At 69.9% G+C, this 13349-nt stretch carries 12 protein-coding genes; 3 read left to right on the top strand and 9 right to left on the bottom strand.

The window, feature by feature from the left end; translation table 11 throughout:
* Positions 1-22: 22 nt before the first annotated feature.
* On the bottom strand, positions 23-889 hold the full coding sequence (locus ACFVW6_RS10880; protein ID WP_378826889.1) for an alpha/beta fold hydrolase: 867 nt from the start codon (positions 887-889) through the stop codon (positions 23-25).
* Positions 890-975: 86 nt separating this feature from the next.
* On the bottom strand, positions 976-1419 hold the full coding sequence (locus tag ACFVW6_RS10875; RefSeq protein WP_378826887.1) for a hypothetical protein: 444 nt from the start codon (positions 1417-1419) through the stop codon (positions 976-978).
* A gap of 169 nt (positions 1420-1588) precedes the next feature.
* On the opposite strand from ACFVW6_RS10875, the gene ACFVW6_RS10870 reads away from it, so the two are divergent.
* A complete protein-coding gene (locus ACFVW6_RS10870) occupies positions 1589-2983 on the top strand; it encodes a sensor histidine kinase (protein WP_378826885.1) in 1395 nt (464 codons plus the stop codon).
* Between the two features lie 14 nt (positions 2984-2997).
* Positions 2998-3639 (top strand): response regulator transcription factor, encoded by a 642-nt coding sequence (locus tag ACFVW6_RS10865; protein WP_355279778.1) that lies wholly within the window; start codon positions 2998-3000, stop codon positions 3637-3639.
* 9 nt (positions 3640-3648) lie between these two features.
* On the opposite strand, the gene ACFVW6_RS10860 is transcribed toward ACFVW6_RS10865, so the two are convergent.
* From ACFVW6_RS10860 to ACFVW6_RS10840, 5 genes are all read right to left on the bottom strand, one after another.
* Positions 3649-5445: an acyl-CoA dehydrogenase gene (locus tag ACFVW6_RS10860; protein ID WP_378826883.1), complete on the bottom strand. Its 1797-nt coding sequence runs from the start codon at positions 5443-5445 to the stop codon at positions 3649-3651.
* Between the two features lie 150 nt (positions 5446-5595).
* Entirely contained in the window at positions 5596-7425 is a 1830-nt protein-coding gene (locus ACFVW6_RS10855; protein WP_378826880.1) for an acyl-CoA dehydrogenase, read from the bottom strand.
* 213 nt (positions 7426-7638) lie between these two features.
* Positions 7639-8862 carry a TetR/AcrR family transcriptional regulator gene (locus ACFVW6_RS10850; protein WP_378826878.1) on the bottom strand — a complete coding sequence of 408 codons (1224 nt, stop codon included), beginning with the start codon at positions 8860-8862 and terminating at the stop codon, positions 7639-7641.
* A gap of 146 nt (positions 8863-9008) precedes the next feature.
* Complete coding sequence (locus ACFVW6_RS10845) at positions 9009-9470, bottom strand: cupin domain-containing protein (RefSeq protein WP_378826876.1); 462 nt, start codon at positions 9468-9470, stop codon at positions 9009-9011.
* Between the two features lie 173 nt (positions 9471-9643).
* A complete protein-coding gene (locus ACFVW6_RS10840; protein WP_378826874.1) occupies positions 9644-10861 on the bottom strand; it encodes a helix-turn-helix domain-containing protein in 1218 nt (405 codons plus the stop codon).
* Positions 10862-11247: 386 nt separating this feature from the next.
* Between ACFVW6_RS10840 and ACFVW6_RS10835 the strand changes: the two genes are divergently transcribed.
* Positions 11248-11574: a hypothetical protein gene (locus ACFVW6_RS10835; protein ID WP_378826872.1), complete on the top strand. Its 327-nt coding sequence runs from the start codon at positions 11248-11250 to the stop codon at positions 11572-11574.
* Between the two features lie 100 nt (positions 11575-11674).
* On the opposite strand, the gene ACFVW6_RS10830 is transcribed toward ACFVW6_RS10835, so the two are convergent.
* Both ACFVW6_RS10830 and ACFVW6_RS10825 read right to left on the bottom strand, forming a co-directional pair.
* The gene (locus ACFVW6_RS10830) at positions 11675-12439 is read right to left on the bottom strand and encodes an SDR family NAD(P)-dependent oxidoreductase (RefSeq protein WP_378826869.1); all 765 of its coding nucleotides are present in this window, start codon (positions 12437-12439) and stop codon (positions 11675-11677) included.
* 178 nt (positions 12440-12617) lie between these two features.
* Positions 12618-13241, bottom strand: coding sequence for an MspA family porin (locus tag ACFVW6_RS10825; protein ID WP_378826867.1), 624 nt, complete (start codon positions 13239-13241; stop codon positions 12618-12620).
* Between the last annotated feature and the right edge of the window lie 108 nt (positions 13242-13349).

The raw sequence follows: 13349 nt of genomic DNA, 5'->3' as shown, positions 1-13349 counted from the left end.
CGGCGTCGAACAGGGTCGTCGACTACCGCCGCGCGGTCACCGCCCGGCACGCGTCGGCCAGCACCGGCACGAACCGGTCCGGCGCGACAGCGCACGCCGCATGACCCGCCGCGACCGGATGCACACTCGACCCGGGAATCGCGGCGGCGAGCTCGATCTGCCGATACACCGGGATCGCCCGGTCCTTGGTCGTGATGACCACCGCGGTCGGCACCCGCAATTCCGGCAGCCACGCGGTGGCGTCGAAGGTTCCGATCTCGGCCAGCACCGGCGCCAGCGCCCATCCGCTCGTACTGCGGAATTCGCCCATCGCCCACTGTCGTAGGTGCCCCGGCACCAGCGCGTCCGGCAGTTCCGGCAGCGCGCGCAGGAGCCGCCGGGCCCGGCGATACGGATAGTCGCCCAGCGCCTCGGCGACACCGGCGAAGCCGCGATGGAACGCCCGCTCACGCCACTTCTCCTGGAAGCGATACGGCGTCGCGCAGAGCACCAGCCCGGCCACGCGGTCCGGATGCCGGTGGGCGGTGAGCAGGGAGACGATGCCGCCCAGGGAATAGCCGACGCAGACGAAGCGGTCCAGACCCAGCGCGTCGGCGACCGCGACCACGTCGTCGGCGCAGTCGTCGAGCCGGAATCGGGCCGACTGGATCCCGCGTCCGTGCCAGCGCTGATCGAACAGCACCACGCGATACCGCGCGCTCAAGGTCTCCAGTGCCGGAAACCAATTCAGGGCCGCCGTGCAGGCGGTGCCGTGCAGCAGGATCAGGACGGGGGCGCCGACCGGGCCCGGGATGTCGACGACGTAGGTCCGGCCGCGTCCCGGCAGATCGAGCATCCGCCCGCCGGGAATCTCGTCGACGGCGGGGACGAGGAAAGGTCCCGTCCGCACTGATCGCGCAGTTCCCACATCGACCTCCTCGGCATTTCTAGAACTCGTTCTAGTTCATGATGCCATAGCGGCGCGGGGACACCGGCTCACCCGGCCGCCTGCTCGATCGCTCGCAACCACGCCGCGTTGTCCTCGACGAAGAAGCCGACCTCACCCGCTCGGGTGTCGACGACCAGATGGGTGCGGCCGCCGGTCACCGCACCCTGGAAGACCCTGGCTTCGCGCACGGACACGATCTCGGGCACCGGGACGGCGAAAGCCTTCCCGACGTACGGCCGGAAATGCAGCTGGGTGGTGGTGAGCGCGATGACGCCGTTGCCCTTCGCGGCCGGGAATCCCGGCGCGGTCGCGCCCCGATAGAGGGCCTTCTCCGGTCCGCGCACGACGGTCTCGCCGGGCAGCTCGCGGGTCAGCTCCTCGGTGATCCGCGCGCCGCGCCGGCGCAACCACACGATGACCGGGATCGCGACGATCGCGAGTACGACGAGAATCCCGGCGACCAGGACGACGACGAACCACAGGGTGCTCATGCGGTGATCATCGTTCGCGCGGGCCGCGTCGTAAACAGGCGCGCCGCCGACACTTCCGCGTCCGGTGCGTGCCGCGCCGCCGACGGGGTGGAAAGGTGGTGCCTGCTACACCATCGACTCGGTGGGCAGCTCCATCGAGATCCCGGCCCGCCACGACAACCATGGAGTCATGACCCACACACCCACCGAGCCGACCCTGGTCATCAGCGGTTCCGGCGAGCCGACCGAGGTCCTCGACGGCCTGCACGAGCCCGCGCCCCGCGGCGGGGCGCTCGCCGCCGTAGCCCGGGCGCCCTTCCAGCTCCGGACGTGGAAGGAACTCGGCTATCTGATCCTGTCGTTCGTGCTCGGCTGTGTGGCCGTGTGCTATCTGTTCTTCGGCTTCGGCGGCGGACTGTACGCGTCGATCTTCCTCGTCGGCATCCCGCTCCTGGCGCTGATCCTGCTCGGCGGCCGGGTGTGGGGGCGGATCTACCGGGCGCTCGGCCGGGAGCTGCTCGGTGTCCGGGTCGAGGCGCCACCGGCGTTCGTCCGCGGACCGGGCCTGATCGGCTTCCTGAAGAGCGCGTTCACCGACCGGGTGAGCTGGCGGGCCACGCTGTTCCTGCTCGCGCAGTCCGTGCTGGGCGTGGTGGTCGGCTATGTGGTGCTCGTGGTGACCGCAATGGTGGCCTTCACCGCGATCTCGCCGATTCCGTGGCTGCTGTTCGATCCGGTCCAGGTGGACGAGAGCGGCATCGAGCGGCACAGCCTGGTGCAGTTCGGTTCCTTCTACGTCGACACCTGGCCCCGGGTGCTGGCCATGTCCGGCCTCGGCATCGCCCTGTGTTTCGCGCTGCCGTGGCTGATCCGCGGTGTCTGCTGGGTGCACGGGATGCTGATCACCCATCTGCTGGCGGCGACATCGCGGGACCGGCAGCTGGCCGAGCTGCGCGCGAGCAGGCGGGCCGCGGTCGACGACGCCGCCGCGACGCTGCGCCGGGTCGAGCGCGACCTGCACGACGGCACCCAGGCGCGGCTGGTCACCATCGCGATGGCCCTGGGCCGGGCCGAGGAACGCCTGGCCACCGGCGGTGATCCCGGCGACCTCATCGCCGAGGCCCGCGCCGGCGCGAAGGAGGCACTGACCGAGCTGCGCGAACTGGTCCGCGGCATCCATCCGCCCGCACTAGAACTCGGCCTCGGGCCCGCCCTGGAGACGCTCACCGCCCGCTGCGCGGTGCCGGTCGAGCTGCGTGTGCCCTTGCCGCGGCGGCCGAGCCCCGCGATCGAGGCCATCGCCTATTTCTCGGTCGCCGAACTACTCACCAATGTGGTCAAGCACGCGCGGGCGACCGAGGTCACCGTCACGGTGCTGCCCGACAGTCTGCGCTCGCTCGCGATCACCGTGCGCGACAACGGGATAGGTGGCGCGCGCCCGTCCGGGGCCGAGGCGGCGGGTGGCAGCGGGCTGGCCGGTCTCGCCGCCCGCGCCCACGCGGTCGACGGCACACTCACCGTCGACAGCCCCGCCGGTGGGCCTACCGTGGTGACCATGGTGTTGCCGACGACGGGTCCGCAGTGAGCACGCCAGGGCCGTTGCGGGTGGTGATCGCCGAGGACAGCGCGATCCTGCGCGACGGTCTGGCCGGCCTGCTCACCGAACGCGGCCACGAGGTGGTGGCGATGGTCGGCGACGCCACGTCGCTGTCCGAGGTGGTCGGCGCGCACCGGCCCGACGTCACGGTGGTGGACGTGCGGATGCCGCCCACCTTCACCGACGAGGGACTGCTCGCGGCGATCGACCTGCGCCGGACCCACCCGGACAGCGGTGTGCTCGTCTTCTCCCAGTGGATCGAAACCCGGTACGCGACAGAACTTCTCGCCGCTGGCGCGGGCGGTGTCGGCTACCTGCTCAAGGACCGGGTCGCCGACGTCGCCGATTTCGTCGACGCGCTGCACCGCGTCGCGACCGGCGGCACCGCGCTCGACCCGGAGGTGGTGAAGCAGCTGATGGGCGCCTCCCGGCAGCAGGACAGCCTGACCCGGCTCACGCCCCGCGAGCGCGAGGTACTCGAACTGATGGCCCAGGGCCTGACCAACAACGCGATCGCCGCAGCCCTCACCGTCACCGAACGCGCGGTCGAGAAGCACATCGGCAACATCTTCACCAAACTCGACCTGCCACCGTCGGACACCCATCACCGCCGTGTCCTCGCGGTCCTGCGCCTGCGCGGGTGACCTGCCGGGTCAGAACCAGTTCTCGTCGGTGTCGAGGGTGGTGCGGTCCAGTGCGGCCAGCAGGTCGAGCTGGGGCGCGGTCTTCGGCAGCTCGTAGCGGAAGTAGTAGCGGGCGGCCGCGCGCTTGCCGTCGTAGAAATCGCCGTCCTTGCCGACGGTCGCCAGTTCCTGTTCGAGCCAGATCCAGGCGAGGACGAGGTGCCCGAACGCCTCGAGGTAGACCGCGGCGTTGGCCATGGCCGCGGCCGGGTCGCCCGCGGCGAACATGGCGGCGGTGACGGTGAGCAGGCGTTGCCAGGCGGTGTCGAGGAGTTCGGCGTGCGCGGCGGGCTGTCCGCCTGCCGCGCGGGTGGCCGACACGGTGGCCGCGATGTGCTCGGTCAGCAGGAGCAGGGACGCGCCGTCGTGCTGGATCACCTTGCGGCCCAGCAGATCCAAGCCCTGGATGCCGTGCGTGCCCTCGTGGATGGGGTTGAGGCGGTTGTCGCGGTAGTGCTGCTCGACGTCGTATTCGCGGGTGTAGCCGTAGCCGCCGTGGACCTGGATGGCCAGGTTGTTGGCTTCCAGACACCACTGGGACGGCCAGCTCTTGGCCACGCCGGTGAGGATCTCCAGCAGCCGGGTGTGCGCGCGGGCGGACTCGGGATCGGTATCGATGCGCTCGAGATCGATGAGCCGGTTGCAGTACAGCAGCAGTGCCAGCGCGCCCTCGCTGTAGGCCTTCTGCGCCAGCAGCATGCGCTTCACGTCGGGGTGCTCGATGATCGGGATCTGCGCGGTGGCCGGGTCCCTGGTGGTGAGGGCACGGCCCTGGTGGCGGGTGCGCGCGTACTCGACGGACTTGAGATAGCCGGTGTAGCCGAGCGCGGTGGCGCCCAGGCCGACGCCGAGGCGGGCCTCGTTCATCATCGTGAACATGTAGGACAGGCCGCGGTGCGGCTCGCCGACGAGATAGCCGACCGCGCCGGGCGCGCCGTCCGGCGTGTGGCGGCCCTCGCCGAAATTGAGGACGGTGTTGGTGGTGCCCCGATAGCCCATCTTGTGGTTGAGCCCGGCCAGGACGACGTCGTTGCGTTCGCCGCGCGACCCGTCCGCGGCCACCAGGAACTTCGGCACGATGAACAGCGAGATGCCCTTGGTGCCCGCCGGACCGCCCGGGATCTTCGCCAGCACCAGGTGCACGATGTTCTCGGTGAGTTCGTGGTCACCGCCGGAGATCCACATCTTGGACCCGAACAGCCGGTAGGTGCCGTCGTCCTGCGGCTCGGCGCGGGTGACGATGTCGGCCAGCGAGCTCCCGGCCTGGGGCTCGGACAGGCACATGGTGCCGGTGGCGGTGCCCTCGATCATCGGGCGGACGAACCGCGCGATCTGGTCGGCGCTGCCGTGGGCCGCGATCAGATTCGCGTTGCCGATGGTCAGGAACACGTAGGCGGTGGTGCCGACATTGGCGGCCTGGAACCAGCTCATGCCCGCGGCCTGCACGGTCGCGGGCAGTTGCAGCCCGCCGAGCTCCTCGTCCATGCTCGCGCCGACGAGGTTGGCCTTGGTGAACGCCTCGACCGCGGCGCCCACCTCGGGGATCATGGTGACCGTCGTGCCGTCGAAGGTGGGCTCGTTGCTGTCGTTGCGCTTGTTGTGCGGGGCGAAGTAGCGCGTCGCGATGTCCTCGCACAGCTCCAGGAAGCCGTCGAAGGTCTGCTTGGAGTGTTCGGCGAACCGCGGGGCCGTGGTCAGCTCCGCCACGCGCAGCCATTCGTAGAGCAGGAAGTCCAGGTCCCGGCGGGAGATCAGGGTCGAGCGCACGGTCGTCCTCTCCGGGGCGGCCGTCCCGGACGGGAGCCCCTGTGCTGTCGGCACCAAGCTACCGACGATCGGTCAGTGGATCGGGGGAAACTCGCCGCGAGGAGCGGCGCCGCGGCGGGACCCGGTGTCTCGCCGCGGCGCCGGCTCGGATCAGAACGCGGCGTCGGGGATGGTCATGGCGTCGTCGGTCAGGCTCGCCACGATCGCCCGATCGGCGGTGAGCCGGGGCAGGACCTCGCGAGCGAAGAACGCGGCGACGGCCACCTTGCCCTCGTAGAAGTCCCGCTCGCCGGTCGCGCCGTCGAGTGCCGCGAGGGCGATCTCGGCGTTGACCAGCAGGCGCCAGCCGATGAACAGGTCGCCGACTGCCATCAGGAAGCGGACCGAACCCAGGCCGACCTTGTACAGCTCGGTCGGCTGCTCCTGGGCGCCCAACAGGTGGCCGGTCAGGGTGGCGGCCATGGCTTGGACGTCCTCGAGCGCGGTGGCGAGCAGCTTGCGCTCACCCTTCAGGCGTTCGGTGGCGGAGTCGGCGTCGATGAACTTCTGGATCTGGCCTGCCACGTGGGCCAGGGCCACACCGCGGTCGCGGGCGATCTTGCGGAAGAAGAAGTCCTGCGCCTGGATCGCGGTGGTGCCCTCGTAGAGGGAGTCGATCTTCGCGTCGCGGATGTACTGCTCGATCGGGTAGTCCTGCAGGAAGCCGGAGCCACCGAAGGTCTGCAGCGAGTCGGTCAGGTACTGGTAGGCGCGCTCGGAGCCGACACCCTTGACGATCGGCAGCAGCAGGTCGTTCACCCGCGCGGCCAGTTCGCTGTCGGCACCCGAAACATGCTGTGCCACTGCGGGATCCTGGTGCGCGGCGGTGAACAGGTACACCGATCGCAGGCCCTCGGCGTAGGCCTTCTGCAGCAGCAGCGAGCGGCGCACGTCGGGGTGGTGCAGGATCGTCACGCGCGGCGCGGTCTTGTCGGCCATCTGGGTCAGGTCGGCGCCCTGGACGCGGGTCTTGGCGTACTCCAGCGCGTTGAGGTAACCGGTCGACAGGGTCGCGATGGCCTTGGTGCCGACCATCATGCGCGCGTTCTCGATGACCTCGAACATCTGCGCGATGCCGTTGTGCGCGTCGCCGACGAGCCAGCCCTTGGCCGGGACACCGTGGCCGCCGAAGGTGAGCTCGCAGGTGGCCGACGCCTTCAGGCCCATCTTGTGCTCGACATTGGTGACGAATACGCCGTTGCGATCACCGAGTTCGCCGGTGGCGGCGTCGAAATGGAACTTCGGCACGAAGAACAGCGACAGGCCCTTGGTGCCGGGACCGGCGCCCTCCGGGCGGGCGAGGACCAGGTGCACGATGTTGCCGAACAGGTCGTCGGAGTCGGCGGAGGTGATGAACCGCTTGACGCCCTCGATGTGCCAGGAGCCGTCCTCCTGCGCGATCGCCTTGGTGCGGCCCGCGCCCACGTCGGAGCCGGCATCCGGCTCGGTTAGCACCATCGTCGCGCCCCACTCGCGCTCCACGATGATCTGGGCCCAGGCGCGCTGCTGGTCGTTGCCGACGCGGTCGAGGATGTCGGCCATCACCGGACCCATGCTGTACATGTGCGCGGCGGGCTGGGCGCCGAGCACGAACTCGGTGACCGCCCACTCCAGGATCGCGGGCGCCGGCACGCCGCCGATCGCCTCGGACTTGCCCAGCCGCCACCACTCCGCGTCGTACCAGGCGCGGACGGCGCGCTTGAACGACTCCGGCAGCGAGACCGTGTGCGTGGCCGGGTCGAACGTCGGGGGCGTGCGGTCGGCCTCGGCGTACGGTGCCGCGACCGGGCCCTCGGCGAGCCGGGCCGCCTCGCTGAGCACCGAGCGTGCGGTATCGGCGTCCATATCACCGAAAGTGCCTGCCGCGAGGACGGTTTCGAGTCCGTACACCTCGAACAGGTTGAACTCGAGGTCTCGCACGTTGCTCTTGTAATGACTCACGAACGCTGCCTTCTCGGTGGGCCGGGGACGCGACGCGTCCAGGGGGAATGGGGGAGCGGCGGTGCGGCTCCCGCGGCCACTGTGCGGCACCGCGGCGCGGCGGGCAACGCTAAGTGAACGGGGGCTAAAACGGGGTGCGCGGGGGCGGTGCGGTCCAGCGGCTGGTAACCGGCCGTCGGCGGCCACCGGTGCACGCTCCGTGAGTGGCGTGAATCACTTTCCGGGTCGTGCGGGCTCGAGCGGGACGGCCTGAATCCGCTGGGCCACCGCGACCAGCGCCTCGACCAGATCCGGCCGTCCGGCCAGCCGTGGGTTGCGGACGGCTTCGATGACCACGGTGGTGACCGCGCGGATGAGCATCCGCGCCACGGGCGGGGCCACCTCGGGACGGAGTGCCCGCAGCAGACGGGCCCAGCGGCCGATGCCGTCCTGGCGGACCTGCCGGTACCGGTGTTCGGCGGCCGACGGCAGATACCGGGTCTGGCTGACCGTGATGGCGAGCAGATCCGGTTCGTCGACGCCGAAGCGGGCGAAGTTGCGGGTGAGGGTCCGGAGCGCCTCGCCGGGATCCCGGCCGTGCGCCAGCGCGTGGGTCACCAGCAGGTGGACCCACTCGTCGTGCCTGCGCACGATCTCGTCGAGCAGTTGCGCCTTGCTGTCGAAGTAGTGGTAGACGGCCGGGCCGGTGATGCCGACGGCCGCGCCGATGTCGTCGATGCTCACCCCGGGGAAACCGTGGTCGGTGAACAGATGCGCGGCCGCGGCGAGAATGCGTTCGCGGCGCACCGTGCGGTCGAGCCCGGGGCGGTCGCTGGCCGCCCAGTGCGCGCGAACGTGCGCGGCGCGGGCTTCGTTCGCCGGGAGGTCGATCGCGAGGACCGCGCGCGCGGTCGCGACGAGCACCCGCGCCGCGACCGCTGGGGGCAGTTCGAGCCGGTGGTAGGCCGGGCTCGCCGCGACCGAGAAGGCCGCCCAGCTCAGCAGTTCGACATCGGCGGGCCGCAGCTCCGGTCGTTGCGTCCGCACGGTGCGGCGCAGGAACTCCGTCAGGCGGGCGGCGCGCAGGAGCACCGCGACCCGGTCGGTCGGATGCAGATGCCGGAATTCGAGCTGCCACAGCCGGGGCAGACCGCGGCGGTCCAGCGCCACCTGGACCAGCTCGACGACCACCGCGTCGTCATCGGGGGACCGTCGGTAGGCGGTCTCGAGCCGGGCCAGCGCGTCGTCCAATCCGGCGAGCAGACACTGACCGAGGAGCTGCTGCTTGCTGTCGAAGTGCCGGTAGAGGGCGCCGGGGGAGATGCCCACCCTGGCGGCGACCATCGCCATCGAGGTGTCGTGATATCCGTCGTGCGCGAACGCGTCGAACGCGGCGTCGAGGATGATCGTGCGACGGTTGCGCGGTCGCGTGCGGCGGGTGGTCACCTCGGATCTCATCCCCCTCAGTGTGCCCGCACCCGGCTCAGACCACGACGAGACCGGTCTCGGCACAGCCCTCGCGCAGTTCCCGCAGTCCGAAGGCGTCGACGGGTCCGACCACGCCCGCGGTGGACAGCACCGTCACCGGGCGGCTCAGCGACCGACTACGGGTGACGGTGGATCGGGTCGATCCAGTGCACGGTTTCCGGCTTCTCGATCGGCTCGATATCCAGATTGACGACCACCTCCTCGCTGTCGCTGCGCACCAGCACGCACTCCAGGGGTTCATCGGTGCTCGCGTTGATCTCCTGGTGCGGGACATACGGCGGCACGAAGATGAAATCCCCCGGCCCGGCCTCGGCGACGAACTCCAACTGCTCACCCCAGCGCATCCGCGCCCGCCCCCGCACCACATAGATGACACTCTCCAGCGCACCGTGATGATGCGCCCCGGTCTTGGCATCCGGATGGATCGTGACAGTCCCCGCCCAGATCTGCCGCGCCCCCACCCGCGCGGCATCGATCGCCGCGGCCCGATCCATCCCCGGTGTCTGCGCCGTGTTCGGATCGAGCCGATCCGCCTTGATCACCCGAACCCCGTTGTGCCGCCAGTCTTCTGCTGCCATGCGCGTGCTCCTCCATATCGGTCGGATTCGAGCTGTCGCGCCGACGGCCGATCGGAGCATGCTCGGATGAGGCTACGCAATCACGGTTTGGCCGCCCGACGGACGTTTTGACTCGATGGGATCACAAGGTGCCGCCGCTGTCCCGTACTCGCTGCGCTTATGAGGTAGCGATGTCAGGCCGCCACGCCGACGCGTTCGCACACCTCGCGAACATCGCGCGCCAATCCGGTCGGCGGGGATTTCCGCAGAGACAGCAGCATGTCGCGGGCATACCCGTTGTAGCTGATCGTCTCGGGCGCAGTGCGCTGTGACTTGTCGAGCAGGGCGAGCACGGCGGCCCATTCCTCTCGCTGCTCGTAGACGCGAGCCAACTCGATCAGGTGCCGGCTGCGGCGCGGCACCGAGGCGATCGCCTCGGCATGGAAGGATCTCGCTGCGCGTAGCGCTTCGCCGGACCGACGCAGCTCCACCCCGAGGGTGACCGCGTTCGCTCCCTGGACGGCCTGCGAGAACGACGTCTGGACGTGTCGGTAGTCCGGGCCCAGCGCCTTCGCCCAGCGATCAGCCCGATCCCAGGCCGCCCATGCTTCGCCATGCCGACCCCGGCGTCCCTGCACGAGGGCGGCCTCGGCTTGTAGCGCGCCGGTGATTCCCCGCCAGTCGTCCGGCGTCTCGTCACGCTCGACGAAGGGCGCGAGGAGCGCCGTGCCCGAGTCGATCAGGCTGAGCGCTTCGTCCCAGCGACCGGAGTCGCGCAGCGCCTGCACCATCCCCCACGTCGAGCAGGCGATCACGTAGGGGTCGTCGGCCTCGTATGCCTGCTCGAGTGCGCGGTCGGCGACCAGCCATACCAGCGCGGCATCGCGCTGGTAGGCGACGAAGAAGTCTGCCAACTGGTAGACGCCGGCGAGTACGGCGCGAGCCGCGCGGCGGTCTGTGCGCGGCGTGCGCGCGGCCAGTTGGGCATCGCGGATCAGATCGGGCAACAGCTCGCCGAGCGCGGTCCGATGGTCCGGAGTGGAGTGCCGTACCGCCCACGCGAGGCGCAGTCGCTCGGCGAGATGCTCGACCGACTGCGCGCCGTCGGGCGCCGGTAGTCGGAATTCGGTGAGGGCGGTCTGTACCTGGCGCAGCGCAGGATGCTCGGTCCCTGCATAGAGTTGCACCGATACGGCGTGCCCATTGCCTGTGAGCTCGGCGAGATCCGTCAGGCCGAGCGCGTCGGCGATCTTCAACAGCATTGGCAGCTTCGGCGTCTGGAGCTTGCATGTCTCGACGGCCTTGACCCACTCGGTGGAGCGGTCGACCAAGCCGCCCAGCACGGGACGGGACATGCCGCGGCGCTCTCGCAATCTCTTGATTCGCAGCCCGACGGGCGGAGCGTCTTCCATTCCTCTACCCCTTCGCGGCGGGTGGAGATCAGTGCATGTCAGAGTACGGGGACCAGGGGTATATTTCGTACCCTTTCCGTCCCGCGGCCGACCTTAGCGTCAGTGGACTACACACACCGGACCACCTGCAGGTGGTCCCTGCCGCCGCGAAGGAACCCGATGATTTCTGTGCGATATGCACGCGAAAACCGAGTCGCGATGGATCGCGGACACGGTTTTCGCCCGCTCCTGGTCGGTGGGCAGCACACCGCAGACTTATGGTTCGCCGCTGCGGAATCAGGGGTGCGGCGCGCTGTCGAGGCGGCGGCGGTATGACACCGGACGATGTTCCGGTGACGAACCCGGACCCGCGTGACCTGGCGAAGTCGGCTGGCGTCGTCGAGGCGATGCGCATCGCCATCACGGCGCAGCGGGCCGCCACTCGCGGCGCGGCAGCGGGATGGCTGCAGCGCGAGGATGGTTCATGGTCGGTGATCGACGAGCACGGCCGCGAGCACCCGGAGCCGTACCGGGTGATAGCCGACGACGATCTCGCTGCCGATGTGGCCGCCGCGCTCGCCGCGGTGGCGGGGCCGGTCGTGATCGATGTCGATCCGCAGTACTCGCCCGCGGTGCGTGAGGCACTCGAACGCGCTGAGCGCATCGCGCGCAGTGCGCGGAGGCCGCAGGTAGAGATCGCCGATCTGCGAACCGCGCTCGACCACCCACACTGAAATCACGCGCACGTGGCCCGGCTGGTTGTTTGCTCGAATCCTGACACAGCGAAATATGCGTCCCCAGCGACAAATTCGGGAGATCCGCCGCCGATCAGGGTTACCGGCCCGGCAGCGGGAGGATGCCGAGGTCGGCGTCGAGCCCGCCGTCGACCACGAGGGTGGTGCCGGTGATGTAGCTCGCGGCGGGGGAGGCGAGGAACCAGATCGCCTCGGCCTGTTCTCGGGGTTCGGCGAGACGGCCCAGTGGAATCCGGCGCTCCAGGGCCGTCAGCAGGGCGGGGTCCTGGTGTACGCCCGCGGTGATGCCGGTGCGGGTGAGGCCCGGTGCGATCGCGTTGATCCGGATCCCCTGTGCGGCATAGTCGAGCGCGAACGCGCGGACGAGATTGATCAGCGCGCCCTTGGACGCGTTGTACGCCCAATTCCCGGGATCTCCGCGCAGGCCGGCGACCGAGGCGGTGAACACCGCCGAACCGCGGGAGTCGCGCAGGGCGGGCAGCGCGGCCCGGAGCGCGTGGACCGGCCCGAGGAGATTCACGTCGAGAATGCGATCGGCCCGGCCCACCGCGTCCGGGGATGCCAGCGGTGGGGTACCCCCGATCCCGGCATTGAGCACGATCGTGTCGAGCCGTCCGAACCGGCTGAGTGCGGTATCGACAGCTGCCTGATTGACCGCCGCCGTGGCGACGTCACCGGCGAGCGTCACGATGCCGTCGCCGAGGTCGGCGAGCCCGCGCTCGGCGATATCCACCGCCACGACGTCGTGTCCACGTTCGGCGAAGAGTTCGACTGTGGCGCGGCCTATTCCGGATGCGGCGCCGGTCACGATCGCGACGCGGTGGCCGCCGGCTGGGGTGGTCACCCGATGCCACCCTGCGGACGCGACGGGAAACCGCCCGCGTCGGAGCCGCGGACAGTGATCGCCGGCCGTGCCGGACCGTATCGATCGAGGAGCGCGCTGGTCATGAGACCGAAATCTAGGTGGTTGCCCGCGTTCTGTGAACGGTTGCGATCACCCGGAACCGGAGGTACTCAGGCGGTCAGAGGGTGATCGGATCGGCGAAGACCGCGCCGGTGCCGGTCACATCGAGAGAGTGGGTGGTGATACTGGTGTAGGGCCGGACAGTCAGTGGCCCAGCGCAATTGGTGACGACCAGGTGGAAGTCGCGGCTGTGGACGTAGCCGGTCGCGTCCGGACGCAGGGCCTGCTCGCCGACGGGGATCTTGACGATCTTGCCCGGTGCCACCGACAGTTCGACGCCGAGTCCACCGGAGACATTCGGCCCGACGCCGAGCGCGATGCCCGGTTCCAGGGAGGTCAGGCCGACGTCGAGCGTGGCGTCGGCGCCCGCGTCGAATCCGAGTCGTCCCTCCAGCTTCAGCTCGACATCGACATCGACCGCACACGCCACGAGATACCCCGCCTCGACCGTGCCCGTCCCCGGCCCGGTGACCCGCCCGTACCCGGTGATATCGAGAAATGCCTCCCGATTGGTGGGCATCCCGTTGAGCGCCCCGACCGACCGAGCGGCGATATCACCGTGCCCCACGGTGTACTCGATCCCACCCGGCGCGTCATAGGTATTCTCGCGCGCGGGCACCGCTGCCGTCGCCGGAACCAGCACGAGCAGATGACCGACGCTGAGCGCGGCACCGACTGCCACGCGCTTCCTGTACATGATTCTCCCGCTCTGTCTCGATCAGCCGGACGGCCGACGGCCATCGTTTCCGCTGAACCTCCAGGAACCCTGGACGATCACTGGGAAGAGTCT

The sequence above is a fragment of the Nocardia sp. NPDC058244 genome (genome assembly GCF_042882065.1).
In the GTDB taxonomy this organism is placed as follows: domain Bacteria; phylum Actinomycetota; class Actinomycetes; order Mycobacteriales; family Mycobacteriaceae; genus Nocardia.
The sequence above is the reverse complement of the archived record's forward strand: the minus strand, read 5'-3'. Positions and strand labels throughout refer to the sequence as shown.

Coding starts and splice junctions, on each gene's coding strand:
- ACFVW6_RS10840 (WP_378826874.1), bottom strand. CDS start 10,861: ATGGAAGACGCTCCGCCCGTCGGGCTGCGAATCAAGAGATTGCGAGAG.
- ACFVW6_RS10870 (WP_378826885.1), top strand. CDS start 1,589: ATGACCCACACACCCACCGAGCCGACCCTGGTCATCAGCGGTTCCGGC.
- ACFVW6_RS10835 (WP_378826872.1), top strand. CDS start 11,248: ATGCGCATCGCCATCACGGCGCAGCGGGCCGCCACTCGCGGCGCGGCA.
- ACFVW6_RS10875 (WP_378826887.1), bottom strand. CDS start 1,419: ATGAGCACCCTGTGGTTCGTCGTCGTCCTGGTCGCCGGGATTCTCGTC.
- ACFVW6_RS10845 (WP_378826876.1), bottom strand. CDS start 9,470: ATGGCAGCAGAAGACTGGCGGCACAACGGGGTTCGGGTGATCAAGGCG.
- ACFVW6_RS10850 (WP_378826878.1), bottom strand. CDS start 8,862: ATGAGATCCGAGGTGACCACCCGCCGCACGCGACCGCGCAACCGTCGC.